Origin of the sequence: Selenomonas sp. oral taxon 920, from assembly GCF_001717585.1 — a bacterium.
Classification (GTDB): Bacteria; Bacillota; Negativicutes; order Selenomonadales; family Selenomonadaceae; genus Centipeda.
In genome coordinates this window covers 1,642,501-1,668,774 of record NZ_CP017042.1, presented here as the reverse complement: position 1 = coordinate 1,668,774, position 26,274 = coordinate 1,642,501, and the positions used below count along the sequence as shown (strand labels likewise).

25 protein-coding genes (1 of these 25 only partly in view) are annotated in these 26,274 nt (G+C 57.2%); 19 read left to right on the top strand and 6 right to left on the bottom strand.

Annotated features, from left to right (window positions below; translation table 11 throughout):
• Positions 1 to 42: 42 nt before the first annotated feature.
• The 12 genes from murI (at position 43) to sdhB (ending at position 9,620) form a co-directional block, all read left to right on the top strand.
• Positions 43 to 831, top strand: a complete 789-nt coding sequence (murI, locus tag BCS37_RS07975) for a glutamate racemase (protein WP_069180949.1) — start codon at positions 43 to 45, stop codon at positions 829 to 831.
• A gap of 15 nt (positions 832 to 846) precedes the next feature.
• On the top strand, positions 847 to 1,281 hold the full coding sequence (locus BCS37_RS07970) for an acyl-CoA thioesterase (RefSeq protein WP_069180948.1): 435 nt from the start codon (positions 847 to 849) through the stop codon (positions 1,279 to 1,281).
• A gap of 13 nt (positions 1,282 to 1,294) precedes the next feature.
• Entirely contained in the window at positions 1,295 to 1,843 is a 549-nt protein-coding gene (locus tag BCS37_RS07965) for a hypothetical protein (protein WP_442984042.1), read from the top strand.
• Positions 1,836 to 2,498, top strand: coding sequence for a F420-0:Gamma-glutamyl ligase (locus BCS37_RS07960; RefSeq protein ID WP_069180946.1), 663 nt, complete (start codon positions 1,836 to 1,838; stop codon positions 2,496 to 2,498). Before BCS37_RS07965 ends, BCS37_RS07960 begins: the two co-directional genes overlap by 8 nt.
• 65 nt (positions 2,499 to 2,563) lie before the next feature.
• Positions 2,564 to 3,310 carry a ribonuclease PH gene (gene rph, locus BCS37_RS07955; protein WP_069180945.1) on the top strand — a complete coding sequence of 249 codons (747 nt, stop codon included), beginning with the start codon at positions 2,564 to 2,566 and terminating at the stop codon, positions 3,308 to 3,310.
• A 1-nt stretch (position 3,311) separates the two neighbouring features.
• A complete protein-coding gene (gene rdgB, locus BCS37_RS07950) occupies positions 3,312 to 3,938 on the top strand; it encodes an RdgB/HAM1 family non-canonical purine NTP pyrophosphatase (RefSeq protein WP_069180944.1) in 627 nt (208 codons plus the stop codon).
• A gap of 27 nt (positions 3,939 to 3,965) precedes the next feature.
• On the top strand, positions 3,966 to 4,448 hold the full coding sequence (locus BCS37_RS07945; protein WP_069180943.1) for a metallophosphoesterase: 483 nt from the start codon (positions 3,966 to 3,968) through the stop codon (positions 4,446 to 4,448).
• Positions 4,449 to 4,802: 354 nt separating this feature from the next.
• Positions 4,803 to 5,645, top strand: a complete 843-nt coding sequence (locus BCS37_RS07940) for a fumarate hydratase (protein ID WP_069180942.1) — start codon at positions 4,803 to 4,805, stop codon at positions 5,643 to 5,645.
• Positions 5,646 to 5,683: 38 nt separating this feature from the next.
• Positions 5,684 to 6,241 (top strand): Fe-S-containing hydro-lyase, encoded by a 558-nt coding sequence (locus tag BCS37_RS07935; RefSeq protein ID WP_006692615.1) that lies wholly within the window; start codon positions 5,684 to 5,686, stop codon positions 6,239 to 6,241.
• A gap of 142 nt (positions 6,242 to 6,383) precedes the next feature.
• On the top strand, positions 6,384 to 7,016 hold the full coding sequence (locus tag BCS37_RS07930) for a succinate dehydrogenase (RefSeq protein WP_069180941.1): 633 nt from the start codon (positions 6,384 to 6,386) through the stop codon (positions 7,014 to 7,016).
• A 24-nt stretch (positions 7,017 to 7,040) separates the two neighbouring features.
• Positions 7,041 to 8,852, top strand: a complete 1,812-nt coding sequence (gene sdhA, locus BCS37_RS07925; protein WP_069180940.1) for a succinate dehydrogenase flavoprotein subunit — start codon at positions 7,041 to 7,043, stop codon at positions 8,850 to 8,852.
• 15 nt (positions 8,853 to 8,867) lie between these two features.
• Entirely contained in the window at positions 8,868 to 9,620 is a 753-nt protein-coding gene (gene sdhB / locus BCS37_RS07920) for a succinate dehydrogenase iron-sulfur subunit (protein WP_069180939.1), read from the top strand.
• A gap of 83 nt (positions 9,621 to 9,703) precedes the next feature.
• On the opposite strand, the gene BCS37_RS07915 is transcribed toward sdhB, so the two are convergent.
• From BCS37_RS07915 to trpD, 4 genes are all read right to left on the bottom strand, one after another.
• Positions 9,704 to 11,665: a methyl-accepting chemotaxis protein gene (locus BCS37_RS07915; protein WP_069180938.1), complete on the bottom strand. Its 1,962-nt coding sequence runs from the start codon at positions 11,663 to 11,665 to the stop codon at positions 9,704 to 9,706.
• Between the two features lie 179 nt (positions 11,666 to 11,844).
• Entirely contained in the window at positions 11,845 to 13,815 is a 1,971-nt protein-coding gene (locus BCS37_RS07910) for a methyl-accepting chemotaxis protein (protein ID WP_069180937.1), read from the bottom strand.
• Between the two features lie 157 nt (positions 13,816 to 13,972).
• Complete coding sequence (locus BCS37_RS07905) at positions 13,973 to 14,911, bottom strand: bile acid:sodium symporter family protein (RefSeq protein WP_069180936.1); 939 nt, start codon at positions 14,909 to 14,911, stop codon at positions 13,973 to 13,975.
• Positions 14,912 to 14,930: 19 nt separating this feature from the next.
• The gene (trpD, locus tag BCS37_RS07900) at positions 14,931 to 15,947 is read right to left on the bottom strand and encodes an anthranilate phosphoribosyltransferase (RefSeq protein ID WP_069180935.1); all 1,017 of its coding nucleotides are present in this window, start codon (positions 15,945 to 15,947) and stop codon (positions 14,931 to 14,933) included.
• Between the two features lie 156 nt (positions 15,948 to 16,103).
• On the opposite strand from trpD, the gene BCS37_RS07895 reads away from it, so the two are divergent.
• Genes BCS37_RS07895 through BCS37_RS07880 form a run of 4 tightly spaced genes read left to right on the top strand, consistent with a single transcriptional unit; the run spans position 16,104 to position 21,556 of the window.
• Positions 16,104 to 16,793 carry a vitamin B12 dependent-methionine synthase activation domain-containing protein gene (locus tag BCS37_RS07895; RefSeq protein ID WP_069180934.1) on the top strand — a complete coding sequence of 230 codons (690 nt, stop codon included), beginning with the start codon at positions 16,104 to 16,106 and terminating at the stop codon, positions 16,791 to 16,793.
• A 14-nt stretch (positions 16,794 to 16,807) separates the two neighbouring features.
• Positions 16,808 to 19,216 (top strand): homocysteine S-methyltransferase family protein, encoded by a 2,409-nt coding sequence (locus tag BCS37_RS07890; RefSeq protein WP_069180933.1) that lies wholly within the window; start codon positions 16,808 to 16,810, stop codon positions 19,214 to 19,216.
• Between the two features lie 25 nt (positions 19,217 to 19,241).
• Entirely contained in the window at positions 19,242 to 21,032 is a 1,791-nt protein-coding gene (locus BCS37_RS07885) for a bifunctional homocysteine S-methyltransferase/methylenetetrahydrofolate reductase (RefSeq protein WP_069180932.1), read from the top strand.
• Positions 21,029 to 21,556, top strand: coding sequence for a nitroreductase (locus BCS37_RS07880; RefSeq protein WP_069180931.1), 528 nt, complete (start codon positions 21,029 to 21,031; stop codon positions 21,554 to 21,556). Before BCS37_RS07885 ends, BCS37_RS07880 begins: the two co-directional genes overlap by 4 nt.
• Before the next feature lie 159 nt (positions 21,557 to 21,715).
• On the opposite strand, the gene BCS37_RS07875 is transcribed toward BCS37_RS07880, so the two are convergent.
• Both BCS37_RS07875 and BCS37_RS07870 read right to left on the bottom strand, forming a co-directional pair.
• Positions 21,716 to 22,276 (bottom strand): hypothetical protein, encoded by a 561-nt coding sequence (locus BCS37_RS07875; protein ID WP_069180930.1) that lies wholly within the window; start codon positions 22,274 to 22,276, stop codon positions 21,716 to 21,718.
• A gap of 11 nt (positions 22,277 to 22,287) precedes the next feature.
• Positions 22,288 to 23,376 (bottom strand): dipeptide epimerase, encoded by a 1,089-nt coding sequence (locus BCS37_RS07870; RefSeq protein WP_069180929.1) that lies wholly within the window; start codon positions 23,374 to 23,376, stop codon positions 22,288 to 22,290.
• Between the two features lie 162 nt (positions 23,377 to 23,538).
• Between BCS37_RS07870 and BCS37_RS07865 the strand changes: the two genes are divergently transcribed.
• From BCS37_RS07865 to rfbC, 3 genes are all read left to right on the top strand, one after another.
• Complete coding sequence (locus tag BCS37_RS07865) at positions 23,539 to 24,702, top strand: DUF819 family protein (protein ID WP_069180928.1); 1,164 nt, start codon at positions 23,539 to 23,541, stop codon at positions 24,700 to 24,702.
• Positions 24,703 to 24,821: 119 nt separating this feature from the next.
• A complete protein-coding gene (gene rfbA, locus BCS37_RS07860; protein ID WP_069180927.1) occupies positions 24,822 to 25,697 on the top strand; it encodes a glucose-1-phosphate thymidylyltransferase RfbA in 876 nt (291 codons plus the stop codon).
• A 9-nt stretch (positions 25,698 to 25,706) separates the two neighbouring features.
• Positions 25,707 to 26,274, top strand: partial view of a dTDP-4-dehydrorhamnose 3,5-epimerase gene (rfbC, locus tag BCS37_RS07855; RefSeq protein WP_069180926.1) — the 5' portion only. The gene runs 35 nt beyond the window's last position; 568 of the gene's 603 nt are visible here — the first part of the coding sequence; it begins with the start codon at positions 25,707 to 25,709; the stop codon falls past the right edge of the window.

Here is a 26,274-nt window from a genome sequence, read left to right as displayed (position 1 = left end):
ATAATAGGACAATATCATTGACGCAAAGGAGGAGATGGGCGTATGCGCATTGCTCTGTTTGATTCGGGGATTGGCGGGTTGACCGTGCTCAGTCACGCGCGGCGGGTACTCCCGTCTGAGGAGTTCCTTTTCCTTGCCGACCGCGATCACGTGCCCTACGGAACGAAGACCGAGGAGGAGGTACGCGGCTATGTGCGCGACGCAGTGACCTTCCTCATCGAGGAGCAGGGCGCAGACGCTGTACTCATCGCCTGCAATACGGCGACCTCCGTCGCGGCAGAGGAAATGCGCAACATTTACGATGTACCGATCATCGGCATGGAGCCGGCGGTAAAGAAGGCGCTCGCACAGGATGCGGAGCGGCGTGTCCTCGTCGCGGCGACGCCGATCACCGTGCGCGGAGAGAAGCTGCGCCGTCTCATCGAGGAGTACGATACGAACCATCTCATCGATCTCGTTGCTCTGCCGCGTCTTGTGCAGTTTGCAGAGCGCGAGGAGTTCGTCTCCCCGCGCGTGGAGGAGTATCTGTGGAACGCCCTCGCGCCGTTCGACCTTATTCGTTACTCCTCCATCGTTCTCGGGTGTACGCATTTCAACTACTTTAAGGATACGCTGCGGCGCATTCTTCCAAAGACCATGCATTTTGTAGATGGAAATGAGGGGTCGATTGAGGAGCTTGCGCGGCGGGCGGGCGTTCATACCGTACCTGCGGGGGTGGCAAAGGCTCCCTGCAGGTTCTTTGCCTCCGGGCGTCCAATCACAGGAACGGAGGCAATCGCGCGGCTGGAGCGTTCCATTGAGCGCGCCGCCCGCATGGAGGAGATTGTTTGAAGGAAGGGAGTATTCATGCCGATTCATGTGACACATCGGGTGAATTTTTACGATACGGATGCAATGGAGGTCGTCCATCACGCGAACTACATTCGCTGGTTCGAGATCGGGCGCGTTGCCTATCTGCGCCGCATCGGCATCACACTGGGAGCACTGATGGAGGCGGGCTATGTCTTTCCCATCACGAAGGTTGGGGCTGAGTTCCACGCGCCTGGGCATTTTGATGATGAACTTGTGATTGAGACAACGGCGACAGCACTGACGAGAGCGAAGATGGCGTTTTCGTACCGCATTTTGAATGCGGCGGGAACGGTGCTCGTGACGGGCTTTTCGGAGAATGTATTCACGCTCCGCGAGACGGGGCACATCACACGTCTGCCGAAGGAGTTCTATGAGCCGCTGGAGGCGGCGATGATCGCGGAGAAAGAGGGACGGGACATTGGGATCTGAATTTAATTGGTGGCTGCACGTTCTGATTGCGGTGCTGTTGGTCGAAGAAATCGGGCGGCGTGCGCTCTTTGCCTATCTCGGTATAGAGAAGGTCGTACCGAAAGTCGATGAGATGACAGCGTATTCTGTCGTCGAGCGCACGGCGGAGCGCCTTGTGATCGGTGCGACGATTCCGTTTGCAAACGAGGGCAAGCAGTGCGCGACGATCATGGACGCGATTCTGCGCGTGCAGCTGCCCTACGAGCAGTACGACGGCGCACTGGTGCGCGGCAAGGTGGAACTTGCAGGCACAGTACGTGAGGACGATTATTTCGAGGCGGTGCTGATCCAGAAACGTGAGCGCATCGACCTCGTCCTTAAACTCTCCATTGAGGGACGCAAGGGAAATACACTCGAAGAGGCGATTGCACATCTGCCGGACTTCCGCATGGATCTCATCTATCAGGAGACGGGGCGTCTGCCGGCGCATTACTCCAAGATTATGCTGCAGGTGACCGCAGCAGAGATCGGCGCGCTTGCTGGGGTTGCACTTGTGCAGGAAGGGGGCAGGAAGAATGGCTGAGCTGAATATTCTCCCCGTTCCGACGCGGATTCTGACCGATGCAGATGACATCGTGGATGCCATCGAGTACTATGCGGGGGCACAGGTGACGGCGGATGACCTTGTCTGCTGTGCAGAGAGTGTGGTCGCCGTGACGCAGGGGCGCATCGCGCGCCCCGAGGAGCTGAAGATCTCGGGTGCCGCATGCTTTGCGTGCCGCTTCATCCCCGACTACGGCAGTCTTGCGAGTCCGCATGGAATGCAGGCACTGATGGATGTGGAGGGGAAGTGGCGCGTCCTCTTTGCGCTCTTTGCGGGATTCCTCGGCAAGCTCGTCGGCAAGAGCGGGCTCTTCTACCAGTGGGGCGGCAAGGAGGCGGCTCTCATCGATGACGTGACGGGCACGATGCCGCCATTCGATAAGTGCATCGTCTATGGTCCTGCGGAGCCGGAACGGGTTGCTGCACGGATTCGTGACCGCGTGGGGGCGTTCGGCGGAATGATTGCGGACGTGAACGATTTGAGGCGTTCACGCGTAGTCGGGGTGTCGGACGGGGTGAACGGGGAACTCGCAGCGCAGCTGCTGCTTGACAATCCGTTCGGCAATGCCTCGCAGAAGACACCCATCTGCATCATCAAGAACTATCGGCAGTATCAGGAGACCCACACGGCGTAAAATAGGAGCGGGAAGTGACTTCTTCCCGCTTTTTTGAACGACTCTCATAAAGGAGAAAAACTTTCATGCCAAGAAGAGATCTGAGGCGTGCCGACCAGCTGCGCCCCGTGCGGATCGAGCGCGGCTATCAGCGCTATCCTGCAGGCTCCGCCCTCATTGAGATGGGACATACGCGCGTCCTGTGTGCGGCGACGGTCGAGGAGCGTGTGCCGTTCTTTCTGAAAGGCACGGGGACGGGCTGGGTGACGGCGGAGTATTCCATGCTTCCCGGTGCGGGCACGGAGCGTACGGCGCGCGAGGCGATGCGCGGACATCAGACGGGGCGGACGCAGGAGATTCAACGGCTCATCGGGCGTGCTCTGCGCGCAGTGGTAGATACACAGGCACTCGGTGAGCGCACGATCCACATTGACTGCGATGTCCTGCAGGCGGATGGGGGGACGCGCACGGCGTCGATCACGGGTGCCTTTGTCGCACTTGTGGAGGCGTGTGCAACATTTTACACGAAGCACGGGGTCTTTCCCGTGCGTGACTACGTGGCGGCGGTCAGTGTCGGCGTGAGTGCGGAGAACACGCCGCTCCTCGACATTTGCTATGAGGAGGATTCTGCCGCGATGGTGGATATGAATCTTGTCATGACGGGTGCGGGAGCGTTTGTCGAAGTGCAGGGAACAGGCGAAGGCCGTTCGTTCTCGCGCACGGAGATGAATGTACTGCTCGATCTTGGAGAACACGGGATACGCGAGCTCATCGACCATCAAAAGACGGCGCTCGGCACCGTGCTTTCATGGCTGCCGGGGCGGGAGGGATAGCATGGAAGAAAAGCTCATACTGATTGCCACGTCGAACGCAGGAAAGGTGCGCGAGATGGAGAGGGCGTTCGAGGGACTGCCCGTACGACTCGTGCCGCTCTCGCGCATCCGTGAAATCTTGCCGGATGCGGGGGAGATCGAGGAGCCTGTGGAGGACGGCGCGACCTTTTTGGAGAACGCGCGGATTAAGGCGCGTTACTACATGGAGCAGACGGGGCTCGCTGCGCTTGCCGATGACTCGGGGCTCTCTGTGGAGGTGCTGGGCGGTGCTCCCGGTGTTTACTCGGCACGCTATGCGGGCGTGCACGGTGATGACGCGGCGAACAATGCGAAGCTGATTGCGGACATTCGGGCACGCGGTACAGAGAATGCGGCTGCCGCCTATCACTGCGCGCTCGTTCTTGCACTTACGGCTGGGGAGGAGCTCGCCGCAGAGGGCGTGTGTACGGGCTTTATCCGTCCCGAGGCGCGGGGGACGGAGGGCTTTGGGTATGACCCGTATTTCTACTGTGCGGACGGACGCACGATGGCAGAGCTGACCCGCGAGGAGAAGCATGCGATCAGCCATCGCGGCGCGGCGCTGAACAATATGAAAGAGCAGCTGCGCACTCTCTTTCAAGTGAAATGAAGCTGCGTGCACAGATCGGAGTTTGCTATGAGAATCGGAATTGTCAGTGACAGTCACGGAGATACGCGCATGTTTGAAAAGATGCTTGCCGTCCCTGGTGCAGCGGAGGCAGAGATGTGGCTGCACGCGGGGGACTTTGCACCCGATGCGGACGATCTGGAGATCCTGTCGGAGAAGAGCGTTGCGCGTGTGCTTGGCAACTGCGACCTCTTCGTGGATGGGGTCTATGAGGAAGCGGTTGTCGAAGTCGCGGGGCATCGTATCTTTTTGACGCACGGTCATCTCTTCAACGTGCGCTTCGATACGGCGATGCTGCAAGAGGCAGCGCGTGAGGCGGGGGCGGACATCGCCGTATATGGGCATACGCACGTTGCTCTTGAGGAGCACGGAGAAGTCACTGTACTCAACCCCGGCAGCATTGCCCGCCCGCGTGATGAGCAGCGTGGTTCGTTCATGCTTGTGGATCTGAATGCAGGAGAGACTCCCCAGGTAAATCTCATTCGCATTTGATTGTGAAAAAATGTACGAAAGCCCGCAAATTCAAGGGTTTTTCTATATAAAAAATTTTCAAAAAAATTTACCATATAAAATCCATATCATAAGATATGGATTTTATATATATAATAACAAATACAATATAAACAATAAATTATTTAGAGGTAAATGATTCGATTGAAATATAAAACAATAAGATAAAAGCGCAAAAGAACGATATTATTTCAGCTTGTGAATCTCATTTCCAATTTGAATGAGATTCACTTTTTTCAAGGCTTTACGGCAAATTTGAAAGACTTGAAAGCAAGAAAAAAATATGATATAGTCTAACTAACCTGTGTATAAGTTATATTTATAGGAGGGATTACTTTGCGAGAGCTAAGCGCACAAGCAATCACGGAGAACGTCGCCGAGATGTGCAAAGAAGCGGCGTACTATCTCCCGAATGATGTCTACGAGGGACTCAAAAAGGGGCGAGAGACGGAGGAGTCACCCGTAGGAAAGGTCGTTTTGGATCAGATCATCCGCAACGCCGAGATCGCGCGCGAAGAGGATCGTCCGTATTGCCAGGATACGGGCATGACGATTGTGTTCGTGGAGGTCGGGCAGGATCTCCATATCACAGGCGGTCTCCTTGAGGATGCCATCAACGAGGGCATTGCCAAGGGCTATACGGAGGGGTATCTGCGCAAGTCGGTTGTCGCGGAGCCGCTCTTTAACCGCAAGAACACGCAGAACAACACGCCGGGAGTCATCTACACGAAGATCGTTGCGGGCGACAAGCTCAGCATCACGATTGCGCCGAAGGGCTTCGGTTCGGAAAACAAGTCCGGCGTCAAGATGCTTGTTCCTGCGGACGGCGTGGAGGGTGTGAAAAAGGCGGTCATGGAGATCATCCAGCACGCAGGCCCGAATCCGTGTCCGCCTGAGGTGGTCGGTGTCGGGATCGGCGGCACGATGGATCAGGCGGCACTCCTCTCGAAGAAGGCACTTACGCGTCCGATCGACCAGCGTCATCCGATGCCCGAGTATGCAAAACTCGAGGGTGAGCTCCTCGAGATGATCAACAAGACGGGCATCGGACCGCAGCTTGGCGGCACGACAACCGCACTTGCCGTGAACATTGAATGGGGCGCGACGCACATCGCGGGCCTCCCCGTTGCGGTGACGATCTGCTGCCATGCCCTCCGGCATGCGCATCGCGTCCTGTAACAGCCTTTTCTGTGTATTATCATTAGGGAGGAATACTCATGGCGGAAAGTATCCGTATTACGACTCCGTTCACGGAGGAAATGTCGCGTAAGCTCAAGGCGGGCGACAGCGTTCTCATCACGGGCACGATCATCAGCGCGCGCGATGCAGCACACAAGGCGATGACGGAGGCTCTCGCGAAGGGCGAGCCGCTGCCGGTTGACTGGCACGATCAGATCGTCTACTACCTCGGACCGACACCGGCGAAGCCGGGCGATCCGATCGGCTCGGCGGGGCCAACGACCTCCGGCCGCATGGATGCCTACACGCCGACGATGCTTGAGCAGGGCATCAAGGGCATGGTGGGCAAGGGCTCACGTTCGGCGGCCGTTGTGGAGTCGATGAAGAAGAACGGTGTTACCTATTTTGCCGCAGTCGGCGGTGCCGCAGCGCTCATCGCAAAATCCGTGAAGAAGTACGAAGTAGTTGGCTATCCCGAGCTTGGCCCGGAGGCGGTTGCAAAGCTGACGGTCGAGGATTTCCCCTGCATCGTCGTGATTGACTCCGAGGGCAACAACTTCTACGAGATGGGGCAGAAGCCCTATCGGAAACTCTAAGGCGGCTCGCATTCCGCCTCGCACATCCTCATCAACGTGTTCATGCCGATGGTTTGGCGCATGACAAATCATTCGGGGGCGCAGCCTCGGATATGCTCCGAGGCTGCGGCTCCAAAGGTCTACATATTTCAGGAGGTATGAAATGTTCCACACAACCTTTTACATGCGGCGGCTGCATTCATTGGTCGGACTCGTCATCATCGGCGTGTTCCTCTTCGAGCACGTCTTCACGAACTCAACCGTGCTGGGCGGGGCGAAGGCGTTCAATGATTCACTTGCCATGATGGAGCTCATCCCGCGTCCCGTGTTCTACGGGCTCGAGGTCTTTGCCATCGCCGTACCGATTCTCTTCCACGCAATCTATGGCATCTACATTGCGGCACAGGCGAAGAACAACCCGAGCAATTATGGCTACGTCCGCAACTGGCAGTTTGCCGTGCAGCGTTATACGGCATGGCTGCTCATCCCGTTCCTCATCTGGCACGTCGGCTATATGCGTGTCTGGGAAAAGGGCGTCATGGGAACGCATATCAACTATGACCTGCTCTACACCTACTTTGTGACCGGCGACTATGCGATCCTCCACACGGTGTTGTACACGATCGGCATGCTCGCAGCGATCTTCCATTTCTGCAACGGCATTTCGACGTTCTGCATGACGTGGGGCATCGCAAAGGGACCACGTGCACAGTCTGTGATCAACGCACTGTCGATGGGTCTCTGCACGCTGATGAGTCTCATTACGCTCGCCTTTATGGCAAGCTATTTCATGTAAGAACCGCAGCAAAGGAGAGTAAGAATGGCTAAGCTACCAGAAAACAACATTGCGATCATCGGCGGCGGTCTTGCGGGACTTCTTGCAGCACTGAAGATCTGCGAGGGCGGCGGTAAGGTCGACCTCTTTTCCTATTGCCCGGTGAAGCGTTCGCACTCGCTCTGCGCACAGGGCGGCATGAATGCCTGCATGGATACAAAGGGCGAGCACGACAGTGTCTACGAGCATTTCGACGACACCGTTTACGGCGGCGACTTCCTTGCCGACCAGCTTGCGGTCAAGGGCATGGTTGAGGCAGCACCGAAGCTCGTCAAGATGTTTGACCGCATGGGTGTTCCGTTCAACCGTACGCCCGAGGGCGTACTCGATCTGCGCAACTTCGGCGGACAGAAGAACAAGCGCACGGTCTTTGCCGGTTCTACGACGGGGCAGCAGCTTCTCTATGCACTCGACGAGCAGGTGCGCCGTTGGGAGGTCAAGGGCAAGATCACGAAATACGAGTTCTGGGAATACATCCGCGCGATCAAGAACAAGGACGGCATCGTCCGCGGTCTGGTCGCACAGAACATGAACTCAAACGAGATCAAGGCATTCCCTGCGGATGTCGTCATCCTCGCGACGGGTGGCCCCGGACAGGTGTTCGGTCGCTGCACGGCATCGACCATCTGCAACGGCTCGGCGGTCTCCTCCGCATACCAGCAGGGCGCGCACATCGGCAACCCCGAGTTCATCCAGATCCATCCGACCGCAATCCCCGGCTCGGATAAGAACCGTCTCATGTCCGAGGCGTGCCGCGGTGAGGGCGGACGCGTCTGGACGTACAAGGACGGAAAGCCTTGGTACTTCCTTGAGGAGATGTACCCCGCATACGGCAACCTCGTTCCGCGTGACGTTGCCTCACGCGCGATCTTCAAGGTCTGCGTACACATGGGGCTCGGTGTCAACAACGACCGCCGCGTCTACCTCGACCTCTCGCACATCCCTGCGGACTACCTCGAGCACAAGCTCGGCGGCATTCTCGAGATGTACTCCGAGTTCGTCGGTCAGGATCCGCGCAAGGTGCCGATGGAGATCTTCCCGTCTGTGCACTACTCGATGGGCGGCATCTGGGTCGACCGTATGCACCACACGAACATCCCCGGTCTCATGGCGGCGGGCGAGTGCGATCACCAGTATCACGGTGCGAACCGTCTCGGGGCGAACTCGCTTCTCTCGGCGAGCTACTCCGGCTACGTTGCGGGTCCTGAGGCTCTGCGCTGGGCACGCAGCGGCGAGCTCGGCACGGCACTCACGGAGGAAGAACTCGAGACGGCACGCAAGGAATGTGTCGCGGAGTTCGACAAGATCCGCAACATGACAGGCTCCGAGAATGCGCACAAACTCCATCAGGAGATGGGCGAGATCATGTACGACTACGTCTCGATCGAGCGTGACAACAAGGGTCTTGATATCTGCCTTGAGAAGCTCAAGGACATCCTCAAGCGTTGGGATGATATCGGTGTGACCGATCACGGCACATGGGCGAACCAGGAAGCCATGTTCGTGCGTCAGCTCCGCAACATGATCCTCTATGCGATGGCGGTTACGAAGGCGGCACGCTGCCGTGACGAGAGCCGCGGCGCACATGCGAAGATCCTGCTTGACGACAAGGGCGAACGTATGACGGATGAGGCAGGTGAGCTCATGTTCTACGGCCGTGACGATGAGCGTTTCATGAAGACCTCCATCGTGGACTACGATCCGAAGACCGAGGAGCCTCAGGTCAGCTACATGGATTTCGAGCATTCGCTCATCAAGGCGCGTGCGCGTAACTACGCCGTCGCCAAGAAGGAGTAAGGGAGGATAGAAGTCATGGCAGAACAGAAAAAAGTTCGTTTTATCATCGAGCGTCAGGATGGACCGAACGAGAACCCCTATACGCAGGAGTTCGAGGTCGACTATCGTCCCGGTCTCAACGTCGTTGCGTCCCTCATGGAGATCCAGAAGAACCCCGTGACGGTGGACGGCAAGCGCGTTCCGCCTCCGGTCTGGGAGTGCAACTGCCTTGAGAAGGTCTGCGGTGCGTGCATGATGGTCATCAATGGCCACGCACAGCAGGCATGCTGCGCACTGGTCGACAACCTCACGCAGCCGATCCGCGTCCAGCCGGCGCGTACGTTCCCCGTGATCCGCGACCTTCTTATCGACCGCTCGGTCATGTTTGAGAGCCTCAAGCGCATCCATGGCTGGGTCGAGGTGGACGGTACATGGGACAACAAGGATGCCCCGATCCAGAATCCGTATACGGCAGAGACGTGCTATGAGCTCTCACACTGCATGACCTGCGGCTGCTGCCTTGAGGCGTGCCCGAATGTCGGGCCGCAGTCTGACTTCATCGGTCCCGCACCGACGGCGCAGACGCTTCTCTTCAACCTCCATCCGCTCGGGAAGTTCGACGCACCGAAGCGCCTGAATGCGCTGATGGAGAAGGGCGGCATCACAAGCTGCGGCAACAGCCAGAACTGCGAGCGCGTCTGTCCGAAGAGCATCAAGCTTACGCAGCATCTTGCACAGCTGAACCGTGAGGTCAACAAGCAGGCACTGCGCAATATGTTCAATCACTAATCCGTATTCTCGGCGAGAATCGGAACAGCAAAGGGGCTGCCCCAACGGGGCAGCCCCTTTGTGTATGGTTTCAACAGAAACACTCAGAGTTGGAAGCGTCCCACAAGCCGCTGCAGATCTTGTGCAAGCTGTGCGAGTGTCTGGCTTGCAGCCGCAATCTCCTGCATGGAAGCTGCCTGCTGCTCGGAGACGGCAGAGACGTTCTCCGCCTCGGAACTCACGGCATTCGAGACCTTCTGCACCGATTCGACAGAGTTGAACATCTGCTCGCTTCCCGCCTTGATGCCCTCGGTGCTCTTCAGAATCGTGTCCACCTTATGCGAGAGTTCTTTGACGACGCCTGCAATGCGGTCGAACTGTTCGCCCGCCTGATTGACCTGTGTGACGCCCTCGCCAACCCGTTCCTTCTGTTCCTGCATGACCTTGAACGTGCTCTCAATACGGTTCGCATTCTCTGTGATGAGCTCCGTGATCTCCTGCGCAGCATTCTCAGACTGTTCGGCAAGCTTTCGGACCTCCTCGGCGACGACGGCAAAGCCTCGTCCCTGTTCGCCTGCCCGCGCCGCTTCAATGGCGGCGTTGAGAGCGAGGAGGTTCGTCTGTCCCGCAATTTCTGTAATCATCTCGACGATCTCGGAGATGCGCTTGGAGCTCTCATAGAGTGCCGTCACGGCATCGCCGACATCCTGTGCGCTCTGATTGAGGACATCCATCCCCTTCACGGCAATGCCGAGCCCCTGCTGTCCCTCGACTGTGGCAGTCTGCGCGCGCTGCGTTGCCGCAGAGACATCCGTGATCCCGTTGGTGATATCATTGATGGCGTGCGTGATCCGATCCACTGTCTGGAAGGACTCGTCGACGACCTCGCGCTGCTCGACGGTGCTGCCCGTGATCTTGACGATTGCCTCGGCTGCGTGCTGCGCCCCCTGTGCCGACTGATCTGCCGATGCGGTCAGCTGTTCGGAGGCAGCGGCAACCTGCTCTGCAGTCTGTGCCGCGCTCTGAATGAGTTCGCGCAGCCCCTTGACCATCGCGAGAAATGCGTTGTGCAGCTGTCCGATCTCATCCGTGCGATTCAGTTCGGGCGGAACGATGCCGAGATTTCCTTTTGCAACCTCGGTTGCCGCTGCGGCCATATTCTCGAGCGGCCCTGCAATCGAGCGTGCGATCGCGTAGAGCAGCCCGGAGAGGAGGGCGAGGGCGAGGAGCAGCCCCGCTATCATTGCCCATTTCAGGGTGTTCACATCGGCGAGCACCTCTGCCTTCGGCACAAATAGGACGAGCGACCAGCCTGTATTGCCGACAGGGTGGACGGCGTAGTAGTAGTCGACATCCTGATAGCTGGATTCAAAGAAGAGCGGCTCCTTCGAAAGGAAGCGTTTTGCTGCCTCCTCGCCCTGCTCGTGGACGTTGTTGTCCATTGTCAGCACCGAATGGCAGATAAAGCGTCCCTTGTCGTCGAGCAGGAAGGCGGCACCGCTTTCGCGGATCTTGAAGGCGGCGACGGTTTTTTCCACACTGGAGAAGGGGACATCCATCCCGAGAACTGCTTCCGTTCCGTCACTTGGATGAAGCGCACGGCTTAGGGCAAAGACCTTCTTTTGATGGAATTTGTTGATGAATACCTCCGAGACCTGTACGCCGTCATTCTCCTTCGCAATTCGGTACCACGGGCGTGTGGTTGGGTCAAACTCCTCCTTTGGTACAATGCGCTCGTGTCCGTAAAGGAAGTCACGGCCGGGGATGCCGAGATAGATGCCGTCGATGTCAGGCCGTGCATTGAAGTCCGCCGCTGCAGAAGTAAAGGCATCTGTGGACGGCAGCTCCGTTGACCATATCTGTCCAAGACCCTCCAATATACCGCGTTGTTCCTGTACCAGACTGTTGATCTCCTCGGCGTGGTACTCGGCGAGAGCCTTCATCTCTCGCTGTGTTGCCGACGCGATCATCCTGCTCGCTTCCCAGTAGGAGAATGCTGCCATCGCAATAAAGATTGCGATGAACGATCCTCCGATCCAGAGGAGCATCTTCGACTGCAGCTTCATAACACCAACTCCTTTCTGTATGCGCTCCGAAAAAACCTATCTGTAAGCATTCGACATAAAAACACATTACCCTTTAATAAAGCGAAATAAAGTGTAAATTCGAATTTAATAAATTAAAATGATACAAAAAGAAGGCACCGCTCTGTACGAACGGTGCCTTCTTTGTCAAATTTGATTGGTTAGAGTTTGAAGCCGCCAACAATCCGCTGCAGATCCTGTGCGAGCTGTGCAAGGGTCTGACTGGATGCCGCAATCTCCTGCATGGAGGCTGCCTGTTCCTCAGAAACAGCAGAGACGTTCTCTGCCTCTGTGTGGACAGCGTTCGAGACCTTCTGTACGGCTTTCACCGAATTGGTCATGCGGTCACTGCCCGCCTTGATACCCTCGGTGCTCTTCAGGATTGCGTCCACCTTCTCGGTGAGCTCGCTCACAACACCCGCGATACGATCGAACTGTTCGCCCGCCTGATTGACATGCTTGACGCCCTCACCGACGTGTTCTCTCTGCTCCTGCATGACCTTGAACGTGTCCTCGATGCGGTTTGCGTTCTCGGTGATGAGCTCTGTGATCTCCTGCGCCGCTGTCTCGGACTGCTCGGCGAGCTTGCGTACCTCCTCGGCAACGACGGCAAAGCCGCGTCCCTGTTCACCCGCGCGTGCTGCTTCGATGGCCGCGTTGAGGGCGAGGAGGTTTGTTTGTCCCGCGATCTCGGTAATCATCTCGACGATCTCGGAGATGCGCTTGGAGCTCTCATAGAGCGCCGTGACAGCATCGGAGACGTCGCTTGCACTCTGGTTGAGCACGTCCATGCCTCTCACGGCAATGCCGAGTCCCTGCTGTCCCTCGACTGTTGCTGTTTCGGCACGATGAGTTGCGGCGGAGACATCCGAGATTCCCATCGTGATCTCGTTGATCGCGTGAGTGATGCCGTCTACCGTCTTAAAGGACTGATCGACAACCTCATTCTGCTCGATGGTGCTGCCCGTGATTTTCACGATCGCTTCGGCTGCACTCTGTGCGCCCTGTGCCGACTGATCTGCCGAGGCAGTCAGCTGCTCGGAGGCGGCGGCGAGCTGTTCGGAGGTCTGTGCCGTCTTCTGAATCAGCTCACGCAGGTTCTTGACCATTGTGAGCAGGGAGTTGTGGAGCTGTCCGATCTCGTCATCGCGATCCATCTGGGGCGGGACGATGGCGAGATTGCCCTTTGCCACCTCCTGCGCTGCCCCTGCCATATTCTCAAGGGGGCCTGCAATCGAGTCGGCAATTTTATAGAGCAGACCGCAGAGAAGGGCGAGGGAGACGAGAAGTCCCACAATCATCGTCCATTTGAGGTTGTTTACATCGGCGAGCACCTCTGCCTTCGGCACGAAGAGGACAAGCGACCAGCCCGTTGTGCCGACCGGATGGACAGCGTAGTAGTTCTCAACACCTGCGTATGTGTTGGTAAAGAAAATAGGCTCCTTTGAGAGGAGGCGGCGCGCATCTTCCTCGCCCTGTGCATGCACATTGTCGTCGAGTCCGAGAGCAGAGTGGTAGATGAAGCGTCCCTTATCATCGAGGAGGAATGCAGCGCCATGTTCGCGGATCTTGATCTTTGCGACGATATTCTGAATATCGGCAAAGTTAGTCTCGAGTCCCATCACGGCGAGCAGCTGGCCTTCGTGACGGATGGCGCGGGTCAGGGCAAGCGTCGGCTTGCCGGTGCGCTCATTTGCAGAGACCTCGTTGAGCTGTACACCCTCCTTGGATTCTGCGAGTTTGTACCACGGACGGCTCGTTGCGTCGAACTCATCAAGAGGAACAATGCCCTCCTCGCTGTAGAGGAAGGGGCGGTTTGTCTCGCGCGGGAAACCCATATAGAGGGAATCAATGTCCGGACGTGCGGTGAAGTCCTTCGCTGTTTGAAGGAACCGCTCATCCGTCGGTATATTCGTCGACCATACGCGGCCGACGCCTTCGAGGATTCCCTTCGGTCCCTCAACCATGCGATTGACTTCCTCGGCGTGAAACTCCGAGAGCGCACGCATCTCGCGTTCCGTTGCCTTCTCGATCATGTCGCTCGCCTGCCAGTAGGAGAACACTGCCATCGCGGTAAAAATCACGACGAGCGGCGTTCCAATCCACAGGAGCATTTTTGTCTTTAATTTCATTCCTTCACCTCTTTTGATAATACGCACAAACGGCGCTGACAACCTGCATCCAATACCGTGGAAGCGAGGATTGTTTCTCTCAGTCTGTTATAATTCAACATAAATAAAAAAACCCCTCCAAACGTCCTAGATTTTTTGGAGGAGCTGCGGGAAACTTTTACTCGTTCTTTTTTTTCATTCGACTGGATAGGTAGTTTGCAGCGAGTGACCCCGAGATGTTGTGCCAAACGCTGAAGAGTGCGCCGGGAATCGCCGCTGCCGCACCGAAGTGCAGAAGAGCGAGTGAGGTCGCAAGCCCCGAGTTCTGCATGCCGACCTCGATGGAGACCGCCTTGACCTTTGCCATATTCATGCCGAGCAGCTTTGCGACAAGGAAGCCCAGTGAATAGCCGAGGAGGTTGTGGCACATGACGACAACCATGATGAGTGCCCCTGTCTCGATGATGCGTCCCGCATTCGCGGAGACGACACCGCCGACAATGAGCACGATTGCGACCACGGAGATGAGAGGGAGTACCTTGACTGCTTTCTGAACGGGGCGCTCAAAGAAGTGATTGATGAGAATACCGAGGAGGATCGGTGCAATGACAACCTGTGCGATGGAGATCATCATCTTCTCTGCCGGGATGTCAATCCACTGACCTGCCAGCCAGAGCGTGAGGAGCGGAGTCATAATCGGTGCAAGGATGGTGGACGCCATCGTCATGGAGACGGAGAGTGCTACATCACCGCGCGCGAGGTAGGTCATGACGTTCGATGAGGTTCCGCCGGGGCAGGTACCGACGAGGATGACGCCCGCCGCAAGCTCAGGCGGGAGTGAAAATGCGTGTGCAAGCCCCCATGCGAGCAGCGGCATAATGCCGAACTGCGCGACCGTACCGATGAAGACGTCGCGCGGGCGCTGCAGAACCAGCTTGAAATCGGCGAAGCGCAGGGTCATGCCCATGCCGAACATGACGATGCCGAGCAGAATGGTGATCCACGGCACTGTCCACTTGAATGTCCACGGCTGAAAGAGTGAGATGCCCGCGATGAGAATAACGAAGAATGCCATGTAGCGGGAGACGAAGTTACTGAGTCGTTCGAGTGTCTGCATAGATGCAAAATCCTTTCCTTTATTGGGAGATTTTGATGAAATCCTCAAGTTTTTGGTGTGCTGAACCGTCAGCAATGGAAGCACGTGCCGCGGCGATGCCGTCGGCGATGGAGGATGCCGCGCCGCCGATGTAGATCGCAGCTCCTGCATTCATCAGGCAGATATCGGCGCGCGCGTCTGTGATCTCACCCGTGAGGATGCCGCGCGTGACGGCAGCGTTTTCCTCAGGTGTGCCTCCACGGATTGCGTCCTTGGATGCGGGCGCAATGCCGAAGTCCTCGGGACGAATCTCATAGGCGCTCTCCGTGCCGTCAACAATCTCGCGTACGAGCGTCGGCGCACCGACCGAGATCTCGTCCATGCCGTCCGTTCCATGAACAATGAGTGCACGCTTCACGCCAAGTTCGGGCAGTACCTTTGCGAGCGGGCGCAGCAGATGCTCTCCGTAGACACCGAGCAGCATATAGGAGGGGCGCGATGGATTTGTGAGCGGTCCCAGGATGTTGAACACCGTACGGATGCCGAGCTCGCGGCGGATTGTCCCGACGTGCTTCATCGACTGATGATAACGCTGGGCAAAGAGAAATGCCATGCCGACGGAGCTGAGTTCCGTGCGCACCTTCTCGGGCGGCTGGTCAATGTTCACGCCGAGTGCTTCGAGGCAGTCCGCCGTGCCGCTCTTCGAGGAGGCTGCACGGTTGCCGTGCTTGCAGACCTTGAGCCCTGCCGCCGCTGCAAGAAAGGACGCCGTCGTCGAGACGTTGATGCTGCCCGAGTGGTCGCCGCCCGTACCGACGATGTCAATGACCTCCATGTCGTGTTCGACCAGCTCCGCGTGCGCGCGCATGGCGGCGGCAGATCCTGAGATCTCCGCAATGGTCTCCATGCCGCTGCTTTTCGTAGAGAGTGCAGCGAGATAGGCGGCGTTCTCGACTGCCGAGCTCTCGCCCGACATGATTTCATTCATGACCGCATATGCCTCGTCGTAGCCAAGATCCTGCTTGTCTACGATTTTTTTGATCGCTTCCTTTATCATTCCGTTTCCCCCTTACAGTTGCAATATAAAATGACAAGGCAGTATTATAGCACACTTATGAACGCATGACAAAAGTATATTTGTGAGGAGCGGCGGAATGTGATATAATCTCTTAACTTGTGTGTTATAGAGCATTACGGAAAATTAGGAGAGATTATGTTTGAACCGCGTTTTACGACGCTGAATATGAATGAGATTCTAAAGTATCTCGGCTTTCGCGGACAGGAACTGACGGAGGAGATCGCGGCGCAGATCAAGCGCTGTACGGATGAGGTGCTTGCGGCGGCGACACCGCGCCTGACGTATCGTCACGCTCCTCTTGAAGGTGGGGCTGTGCTCGGCGTGACGTTTGCAGGGAATGACATCCCACGGATGCTTGAGCCGTGTGAGGAGGTCGTCCTCTTTGGAGCGACGCTCGGCCCCGGTGTCGAGCGGCTGATGATGCGTTATGAGGTGACAAATGCCGCCGACTCTGTGATCATGGATGCGTGCGCGAGCACGGCGATCGAAAATATCTGCAACAATTTTGAGAGCGATATGCGAAGCGCCGTGGAAGCGGAGGGGCGCTATCTGACGGATCGATTCAGTCCTGGCTACGGTGATCTTCCGATCACGGAGCAGCCAAAATTTTTTGCGCTGCTCGACATGACGCGGCGCGTCGGGGTCTCGCTGACACCGACGACGATCATGGTGCCGCGCAAATCCGTGACAGCGATCATGGGCATCGCGCGAACACCGCAGCCACATCGGCCGCCTGACTGCGAGCACTGCCTGATGTTCCGCAACTGTCCGTTCCGCAAGGCGGGACGCAGATGTCGGGAAGGTGCAAAAACCGAAAGACATTAAATAGGAGATATGAAATGAGCGACATTATTATATTAGACGGAGGCATGGGCACGGAGCTGCAGGCGCGTGGGCTTGCACCGGGCGAGCGCCCCGAACTCTTCGGGATGGAGCATCCCGAGGTGATTGAGGAGGTTCACCGAAACTACATCACGGCGGGCAGCCGTGTGATCTACAGCAATACGTTCGGTGCGAATGGGCACAAGCTTACAGGGACGGGCAAGACCGTGGCGGAGGTGATCGCCGCGAACGTCGCAACTGCGCGGCGTGCAGCGGAGAACTCAGGGGTTGCGGGCGTGCGCGTCGCGCTCGATATCGGTCCCATCGGGGAGCTCGTCGAGCCGCTTGGGACGCTCTCGTTCGAGGATGCCTATGAGCTCTTTCGCGAGATGGTTGCCGCGGGTGAGAAGGCGGGTGCCGATCTCGTGATCTTTGAGACCTTGACCGATCTCTATGAGGTCAAGGCGGCGGTGCTCGCAGCAAAGGAGCATACGAAGCTGCCGATCTGGGTGACGATGACATTCGAGCAGAATGGGCGCACCTTCCTCGGCGCAGCCGTTCCGTCCGTTGCAGTTACGCTTGATGCACTCGGTGTCAGTGCACTCGGCGTCAACTGTTCGCTTGGCCCTGTGGAGCTTGTCCCGATTGTAGATGAACTCATGGAGTGGACGGATCTGCCGATTATTGTCAAGCCGAATGCAGGGCTCCCCGACCCCCGCACGGGCGCGTATGAGATGACGGCGGAGGATTTCGGACGCGAGATGACGGAGTTCGCACGGCGCGGCGCCGTCATTATGGGCGGCTGCTGCGGGACGACCCCTGACTTTATCCGCGCGCTGTCGGCAGCGGTGGCAGAGGGGGCGACAGAGCGTCCTGCGCGAAAAAAACGCAAGGGCGTTGCCTCACCGGGACGCGTCGCGGAGTATGGCAAGCTCAATGTCATTGGCGAACGCATCAATCCGACGGGAAAAAAGCGCCTCCAACAAGCACTTCTCGACGAGGACTACGGCTACATCAAGAAACTTGCGATCTCCCAGCAGGAGGCGGGCGCGCAGGTGCTCGACATCAACGTCGGTGCGCAGGGCGTGGACGAGGAGAAGATTATCCCGTACGTTGTCAAGGCGGTGCAGAGTGTTGTCGATCTGCCGCTGCAGATTGACTCGGCAAACCCGAAGGTGATCGAGGCAGCTCTGCGCGTGACGAACGGACGCGTCATCATCAACTCGGTCAGCGGTGAGCGTGAGCGCATGGATGCCATCTTCCCGCTCGCAAAGCACTACGGGGCGGCGGTACTCGGACTTGCGATGGACGAGAAGGGGCTGCCAGAGACGGCGGCGCAGCGTGTCACCATCGCCGAGCGTATTGTGACGGAGGCGGAGAAGTACGGCCTCGATCGTGAGGACATTATCATCGACTGCCTGACACTCACCGTCTCGGCACAGCAGGAACAGGCGATGGAGACGCTGCGTGCCGTCCGCGAGGTGCATGAACGTCTGGGGCTTCACTGTGCGCTCGGTGTCAGCAACATCTCGTTCGGTCTGCCCGCGCGCGGGCATATGACGGAGAACTTCCTCATTCAGGCAATGCACGTCGGACTCGATTTCCCGATCATCAATCCAAACACAAAGGGCGTTATGGACGCTGTTGTATCCTTCCGTGCGGTGTCGGGGGAGGATGTGGACTGCGCCGCCTACATCGAGCGCTTTGCTCCCGAGCAGGCGGAGATGCGCCGGCGCAAGGAACTCGGCATTACGGGTGATGAGGCGGCGGGTGCAGTGCAGACTGCCGCAGCGGACAGTGCGGGCGAGGCTGACCCTCTGATGGACGCGATCATCCGTGGACTCAGTGACGATGCAGAGCGCATCACGCGAAAACTTCTCACGGAGATGGCACCGATGGAGATCATCCAGGAGAAGGTCATCCCCGCGCTCGATATTGTAGGCGATCGCTACGAGAAGGAAATCATCTTTCTCCCGCAGCTCATCAACGCGGCGAATGCGGCGACGGCGGGGCTCGAGCTCATCAAGGTGCGGCTCGCCGAGGAAGGGCAGGGCGTATCGAAGGGCAAGATCATCCTCGCGACAGTAGAGGGGGACATCCACGACATCGGCAAGAACATTGTGAAGGTCGTTCTTGAGAACTATGGCTATCAGATCATCGACCTCGGCCGCGATGTGCCCATCCAACGCGTCGTGGAGGTTGCCATTGAAAAAAAGGTCGGACTGATCGGGCTCTCCGCACTGATGACGACGACTGTCACGGCGATGAAAAAGACCATCGAAGCTCTGCACGATGCGGGACATCCGTGTGAGACGATTGTCGGCGGTGCAGTGCTGACCGAGGACTATGCGAAGGAGATTGGCGCAGATTACTACGCGGGAGACGCGCGCAGCATTGTTGAGATTGCACGCCGCGTACTGGGATAGAAAAGCCGGCAAGGAGGCTGCATATATGGCGCAGGAACGCATGACAATACGGGAACATCTAAAAAAAGAGCCGCTCGTCTTTGACGGCGGCATGGGCACCTATTATGCCCAAAAAACACATACGCGCGGCAAGGGCGTGGAACTTGCGAACATCGAGACGCCGCGTGTCGTCGAGGAAATCCATACGGAGTACCTGCGTGCGGGAGCGCAGGCAATCAAGACCAACACCTTTGCCGCGAATCGTATCGTTTATCAAGGGGAAGAGGCTCTGGTGCAGGGCATCATCCGCACGGGATGGGAGCTTGCCGCGCGTGCGGCAGAGCCGTTCAATGCTTATGTCTTTGCTGATATCGGTCCGGTCACGGGCATGCCGCGTGCAGATATCATTGAGGAGAACTGTTTTCTTGTTGATACGTTCCTTGCGCTGGGTGCACGTCACTTTCTTTTTGAGACCAACTCCTCAGCGGAGGGCCTTGTTGAGACGGCGGCGCATATCAAGCAGATTGCGCCTGACGCATTCATTCTGACATCGTTCTCCGCATTTCCCGGCGGCTATACACGCGACGGTTACTTCGTCGAGGAGCTTGTACGTGAGGTCACGGAGAGCGGCTATATCGATGCAGTCGGCTTCAACTGCGTCAGCGGCGTCCAGTCGATGAAGGAGCTGGTTCGTCTTCTCGGCACATGTACGCTGCCGCTTTCACTCATGCCGAACGCGGGGCATCCAATTGTCATCGACGGCCGTACCTTTTACGAGAGTGCGCCGGATTACTTCGGCGAGGGACTTGCCGCTGTCGCACGTGAGGGGGTCACGATCGTCGGCGGCTGCTGCGGTACCACACCGGAGCATATTCGTGCACTATGCAAGGCTCTCGAAGGCGGAGCTGCGGCTGAGGGGGCGCACGTGCAGCAGGAACGCACGGAACTGACGCCCTCGCACAGCCCGTTCTTCGAGGCTCTGCAAGCGGGGCAAATCCCCATCGCGGTTGAACTCGACCCACCCGACACCGGAAATGCAGACAAATTCATCGCGGGTGCACGGGAACTACAGGCGGCGGGCGTTCACGCCATCACAATCGCAGACAACCCCATTGCGCGCGCGCGCATGGATGCCGCAATGCTCTCGGGCCGCGTACAGCGCGGCCTCGGGCTCGAGCCGATTCCGCATATGACCTGCCGTGACCGCAACCTCAACGCGATCAAGTCCATCCTGCTCGGGCTGAGTGCCGAGGGGATCCACAATATGATTGCAATTACGGGTGACCCCATCCCGACGGCAGAGCGCGACGAGGTGAAGAGCGTCTATCAGTTCAACTCACGCAAACTGTCGGCATTCATCAAGAGCCTCGGAGAGCGCGGTGATGTCGTTCCATTCCATGTATTTGGCGCACTCAACGTGAATGCGAAGCATTTCCCGTCGCAGCTCGGGCTTGCCAAAAAGAAACTGGAGGCGGGCATGACAGGCTTCTTCACCCAGCCCGTCCTGAGTGCACGGGCGAAGGAGAATCTGCGCACGGCACGCGATACCCTGCCGGGGGCGCTCATCCTCGGCGGCATCATGCCTGTCGTCAGCGAGCGCAATGCGCGCTTTATGGAGAGCGAGATCACGGGCATCCATGTCGAAGAACGCATCATCAACGCCTATCACGGACTCGATCGGGAGGCAGCGGAGGAGCTTGCTGTAAAACTTTCGCTCGAGATCGCGAAGGACATTGAGCCGTATATTGACGGCTACTATATCATCACGCCGTTTGCACGGACAGCACTCGTCGCGCGCATTGTCGCCGAAATCAAAGCGAGGAGAGCAGGTCAATGAATACGACCATCAAGGATATGATCGAGCGGCGCAGTATTCGAAAGTTCAAGTCCGATGCTGTGCCGCAGGTACTCATCGACGAGGTGATCGAGGCGGGGCTGTACGCTGCGAGCGGCAAGGGAAAGCAGTCACCCATCATTGTTGCTGTGACAAACCCGGATCTCCGTGCGCAGATCTCGCGTGACAACTGCCGCATCGGCGGGTGGAAGGAGGACTTTGATCCCTTCTACGGTGCGCCCGTTATCCTCATAGTGCTCGCACCGAAGGCGGTGCATACGGCGGTTGAGGACGGCAGTCTCGTCCTCGGCAACCTCATGCTCGCGGGACACGCGCTCGGACTCGGCACGATCTGGATCAATCGCGCGAAGGAGGAGTTCGAGGAGCCTGCCTATCAGGAGCTGCTGGAAAAACTCGGCATCACGGGGGACTATATCGGCATCGGGCACTGCGCCCTTGGTTATGCGGACGGCAGTCTGCCAAAGCCGCCTGCACGTCGTGCGAACCGCGTGTACTACGTTTCGTAAGAAGAAAATTTTTCAAAGCAATCGAATGTCCAAAAAGGCTGCCCTTTCTAGTTGCCATGGGGAATTGGACCCCGGCGGGAACTGGAAAGGGCAGCCTTTGTTATGTTCAGTATAAGTTATAGATAAGAATCTTGTCAAGGTTTGACGTGGAAAGGGCGGTTAATGTACCCTTCCTCCCAGCGTCATTGGCAGTACATGTGCTGCGCCTGCCATCGCACGCAGATCGGCGGCGGATTTCTCCGCCCAGATTGCTGCGACTTTTTTCTGGAATGCAAGCGCCGAGATCGGCGCTTCTTTTTGTGCGCGCACATTCCTGCGAATGATCTCTGCGAACGCCTCGGGCACGCTTGCCGTTCGCTGTGCGAGGAGTATTTTTAGGTTTGTGTCAATCAGATAGAGATGAATGGTCGGATCGGCAAGGCTTTGTTCGTCGGGAAACAGTTCTTTCTTGACGAGGGAGAGAGAGAGCGGCGCATCACCCCAGCCGTCCTTGAAGATGCCGTCGATGCGGTAGAGGAGGAAGAGAATGCCGTTCACCTCCGCTGCGGCGAGTTCAATCTCTCCTGTGCGGAACGCCTCGACGGCGATCGCGTCCGTGCGTGAGAGTTGGAGCAGGAACATCATGCCGTTCCTGTCCACTTGGAACATTCCGCCGTCTGCCTGTGCGAGGACGGGCAGGGGAAACGGTTCGCCGACAGCAAAATTTGTTGATGTACTCAATGGGCGTCTCCTCACAGCATATGCAGCCCTGCGACTCCACGAATGCCAAGTCCGGGTGCCGAGGAGGCCGTGATGTTCTTTTCGGCAAAGACCGCGCCGCCCTCAATTGGATCCTCACTGCAGAGCACGGGGCCATCGAGGTCGATGCGCGTCACGATCCTCTTGGCACAGGCGAGAGCGACGGCGGCGTTGACGGAGATCTTTGCCTCAAGCATACAGCCAAGCATACACTCTATGCCGTAGATCTCTGCGGCAGCGATGATTTGCTGTGCGGGATAGAGGCCGCCGCATTTCATGAGCTTGATGTTTACCATATCAGCGGCATGCAACTGCATGATGCGCAGGGCGTCAGCAGGGCTGAATACCGACTCGTCCGCGAGTACGGGGATGTCACTCTCGCGCGTGACATAGGCCAGCCCCTCGATGTCCGCAGCGGCGACGGGCTGTTCGACGAGTTCGATATCGAGCCCCTTTTCTGCCATCTGTGCAAGAATACGCACAGCTTCACGAGGTTTCCATGCCTGATTTGCATCAATGCGGACGCGTACGTCTTTGCCGACTGCCTCTCGGACGGCAAGGAGCCGTACCACGTCAAGCGAGGGATCGATGCCTACCTTGATCTTGAGCGTGTCATAGCCGCGTGCAATTGCGTCGCGCGCATCGCGTGCCATCTCCTCGGGGGCGTTCACGCTGATCGTGATATCCGTGACAATGCTGTCCTTTGCACCGCCAAGCAGTTTGTGTACGGGGATGTTCCATAGCTGGCCGTAGAGATCGTAGAGGGCCATGTCGACGGCGGCCTTTGCCGACGAGTTGTGAATGAGTGCGGTCTGTACGGACTGGATCAAATCCTCAAATTCATTTACATTCCGCCCGATGAGCAGGGGGGCGAGGTGGGTGCGGATCGCATCGATGATGCCGCCTGTTGTATCTCCCGTGACAACGCCTGTCGGCGGTGCCTCACCGTAGCCCGTCATGCCCGTATCCGTTCGGATGAGGACAATGACATCCTCCACGCTGTCCACGCGCCGCCGCGCTGTCTTGAACGGGACGCGCAGAGGGACAGAGAGCATTCCGAGTTCGACCTTTGTGATTTTCATGAAAATCCTCCTTTGGCATACAGAAATTTTTCAGAAATAAACACATTTTAGGGCAGAAGACCATTGTATTCTTTCGTTGCTTTATTATATAATCAATATTGTAGTTCTTCAAGGAATTATATTGTATTCGGTTGGTCTTATCGCAACAAAGGAGTGGATTCTATGATTACGGACGGATTTACCTATGTCGCAGTGCTCATCCTGCTCGCGGGAGCTCTGGTGACGCTCGAAAAGGGGACGGGCTGGACGCTGTTCCGTTACCTGCCCGCTGTCGTGCTCGTCTACCTCATCTCCATGCTGCTCTGTACCGTCGGTACATGGGATATGGCGGCGACAAAGCCGGCATATGCAGGTCTGAAAAATGCGCTGACGTATGCAATGGTCTTTACCATGCTGCTGCGCTGCGACATCCGTAAGGTGCTGAAACTCGGTCCGCGGATGCTGCTCGGATTCTTCTCTGCATCGGTCACCATTATGATTGGCTTTATTGTTGCCTTCCTTGTGATGAAGGGGCTGATCGGTGCAGATTCGTGGATGGCACTCGGCGCACTCTGCGGCTCGTGGCTCGGTGGATCGGGCAACATGGTCGCTGTGCAGGCGGCGCTCGGTGTGTCGGAGGCGGATATGGGCTATGCGCTTGTTGTTGACTCCATTGACTACTCCATCTGGGTTATGTTCCTGCTCTGGCTCATTACGCTCGCCCCGCGCTTCAACAAGTGGAATAAGGCTGATACGACCCAGCTTGATGCCGTATCGCGCAGCCTTGAAGAGGATGCAAAGCTGAATACGGGCGCGATCACATTCCAGAGTCTCATTCTCCTGCTCGGCACTGCGCTGGTTGTCTCGGCAGTTGGCGCGAACGTCGGAAAGATGCTCAATGCCGCCGTCCCATTTTTCGACAAGGCGACGTGGACGATCCTCTTCATCACGGTGCTCGGACTCATCGGCGCAGTCTCGCCGCTTGGACGTGTGGCGGGTTCGGCAGAGATGTCAAACGTCCTGCTTTACTCCGTCATCGCACTGCTCGCCTCGCGTGCGTCGCTGCTTGAGCTCGGTGATGCACCGTACTGGATTCTGACAGGCTTCATTATCCTCGGCGTTCACTTTACACTTATGTTCTTCCTCGCACGGCTCTTCAAACTCGATATGTTCACCGCATGCGTCGCTTCTCTCGCGAACATCGGCGGCACGGCATCCGCACCCGTGCTCGCGGGCACGTACTCCGGCTCGCTTGTCCCCGTCGGTATTCTGATGGCGCTGATGGGCTACGTTATCGGTACGCCGTTCGGCATCCTTGTCGCACATACCATGGAAATGTTTAAGTAACGATGAAAAATCATTCTCTCGGAGGAACCTGCCGCATGAAAAATGCGGCAGGTTTTTCTTGCCTTCTGTCGAAAAACACCGTAAAATGAAATACAAATAAAATTCAGAGAGGTGACGGGATGATTAAAAAGGGAATTATCCTTGCGGGCGGATCGGGAACACGCCTCTATCCGCTCACGAAGGTTGTATCCAAGCAGCTCATGCCGATCTATGACAAGCCGATGATCTACTATCCGCTGAGCGCCCTGATGCTTGCGGGAATCAAGGAAATCCTCATTATTACGACGCCGAATGACAGCGCCCTCTATCGGGAACTGCTCGGTGACGGCAGTCAGCTCGGACTTTCCATTTCGTACGCCGTACAGCCAAGCCCCGACGGACTTGCACAGGCGTTCATCATCGGTGCGGACTTTATTGCAGGCGAGAGCTGTGCGCTCGTGCTCGGTGATAATATTTTCTATGGCTCCGACTTTGCACAAGTCTTGCAGCGCGCCGTACTCCGCACGGACGGGGCGACGGTATTTGCCTACTATGTATCCGATCCCGAGCGCTACGGCGTTGTCTCCTTTGACGAAAGCGGCAATGCACTCTCCTTGGAGGAAAAACCGAAAGAACCGCAGTCGAACTATGCTGTTACGGGACTCTACTTCTACGACAGCGACATCGTCGACATTGCGCGCAGCATTCGTCCCTCGGCACGCGGCGAACTCGAGATCACGGATGTGAACAAGGTATATCTTGCAGCGGGAAAACTTCATGTGGAGCGCCTGCGTCGCGGTTATGCGTGGCTTGATACGGGAACACATGAGTCGCTGCTCTCAGCAGCCTCCTTCGTCCAGACCATACAGGCACGGCAGGGGCTCAAGATCTCCTGCATTGAGGAGATCGCCTACCGCATGGGTTACATTGACGCGGAGCAGGTCCTGCGCCTTGCCAAGCCCCTTGCGAAGAATGAGTACGGCATCTATTTGAAGCGCCTCATCAAGGACACATAGGAGTATTATATGAATGTAATTGAAACAACGCTTGCCGGGGTTCTCATTCTTGAACCAAAGGTCTTTGGCGATGCACGCGGTTGGTTCATGGAGAGTTGGTCGAAAAAGAAGATGGAGGATGCCGGCATCTTCGTTGACTTTGTGCAGGACAACCATTCTTTTTCTGCAGAGAAGGGGACGCTGCGTGGTCTGCACTATCAGCTGAATCCCATGGCACAGGCAAAACTCCTGCGTGTCTCACGCGGCACAATCTTCGATGTCGCCGTTGACATTCGGCGCGGCTCACCAACGTATGCAAAGTGGGTCGGCGTCGAGCTCTCGGCGGAGAACCATAGACAGCTTTTCATTCCACGCGGTTTTGCCCACGGTTTCATCACGCTGACCAATGATGTCGAGGTGCTGTATAAAGCGGACAACCTCTATGCGCCGGAGTGCGACGGAAATATCCGCTGGGATGATCCAGAGATTGGCATAAAGTGGCCGATAGATCCTGTCGTCCTCTCTGACAAGGATGCAGCAGCGCCCTTGCTTGTCGCACGGACAGAGCTCAATTTTACATACAGCGAGCAAGGTGAGG

Excerpts from the sequence above, each read along its gene's own strand:
- BCS37_RS07910 (WP_069180937.1), bottom strand. The coding sequence starts at position 13,815 with ATGAAATTAAAGACAAAAATGCTCCTGTGGATTGGAACGCCGCTCGTC.
- rdgB (WP_069180944.1), top strand. The coding sequence starts at position 3,312 with ATGGAAGAAAAGCTCATACTGATTGCCACGTCGAACGCAGGAAAGGTG.
- BCS37_RS07960 (WP_069180946.1), top strand. The coding sequence starts at position 1,836 with ATGGCTGAGCTGAATATTCTCCCCGTTCCGACGCGGATTCTGACCGAT.
- sdhB (WP_069180939.1), top strand. The coding sequence starts at position 8,868 with ATGGCAGAACAGAAAAAAGTTCGTTTTATCATCGAGCGTCAGGATGGA.
- BCS37_RS07970 (WP_069180948.1), top strand. The coding sequence starts at position 847 with ATGCCGATTCATGTGACACATCGGGTGAATTTTTACGATACGGATGCA.
- trpD (WP_069180935.1), bottom strand. The coding sequence starts at position 15,947 with ATGATAAAGGAAGCGATCAAAAAAATCGTAGACAAGCAGGATCTTGGC.
- BCS37_RS07865 (WP_069180928.1), top strand. The coding sequence starts at position 23,539 with ATGATTACGGACGGATTTACCTATGTCGCAGTGCTCATCCTGCTCGCG.
- BCS37_RS07890 (WP_069180933.1), top strand. The coding sequence starts at position 16,808 with ATGAGCGACATTATTATATTAGACGGAGGCATGGGCACGGAGCTGCAG.
- murI (WP_069180949.1), top strand. The coding sequence starts at position 43 with ATGCGCATTGCTCTGTTTGATTCGGGGATTGGCGGGTTGACCGTGCTC.
- BCS37_RS07880 (WP_069180931.1), top strand. The coding sequence starts at position 21,029 with ATGAATACGACCATCAAGGATATGATCGAGCGGCGCAGTATTCGAAAG.
- BCS37_RS07915 (WP_069180938.1), bottom strand. The coding sequence starts at position 11,665 with ATGAAGCTGCAGTCGAAGATGCTCCTCTGGATCGGAGGATCGTTCATC.
- BCS37_RS07935 (WP_006692615.1), top strand. The coding sequence starts at position 5,684 with ATGGCGGAAAGTATCCGTATTACGACTCCGTTCACGGAGGAAATGTCG.
- BCS37_RS07905 (WP_069180936.1), bottom strand. The coding sequence starts at position 14,911 with ATGCAGACACTCGAACGACTCAGTAACTTCGTCTCCCGCTACATGGCA.
- BCS37_RS07895 (WP_069180934.1), top strand. The coding sequence starts at position 16,104 with ATGTTTGAACCGCGTTTTACGACGCTGAATATGAATGAGATTCTAAAG.
- BCS37_RS07870 (WP_069180929.1), bottom strand. The coding sequence starts at position 23,376 with ATGAAAATCACAAAGGTCGAACTCGGAATGCTCTCTGTCCCTCTGCGC.
- BCS37_RS07930 (WP_069180941.1), top strand. The coding sequence starts at position 6,384 with ATGTTCCACACAACCTTTTACATGCGGCGGCTGCATTCATTGGTCGGA.
- BCS37_RS07885 (WP_069180932.1), top strand. The coding sequence starts at position 19,242 with ATGGCGCAGGAACGCATGACAATACGGGAACATCTAAAAAAAGAGCCG.
- rph (WP_069180945.1), top strand. The coding sequence starts at position 2,564 with ATGCCAAGAAGAGATCTGAGGCGTGCCGACCAGCTGCGCCCCGTGCGG.
- sdhA (WP_069180940.1), top strand. The coding sequence starts at position 7,041 with ATGGCTAAGCTACCAGAAAACAACATTGCGATCATCGGCGGCGGTCTT.
- rfbA (WP_069180927.1), top strand. The coding sequence starts at position 24,822 with ATGATTAAAAAGGGAATTATCCTTGCGGGCGGATCGGGAACACGCCTC.
- BCS37_RS07945 (WP_069180943.1), top strand. The coding sequence starts at position 3,966 with ATGAGAATCGGAATTGTCAGTGACAGTCACGGAGATACGCGCATGTTT.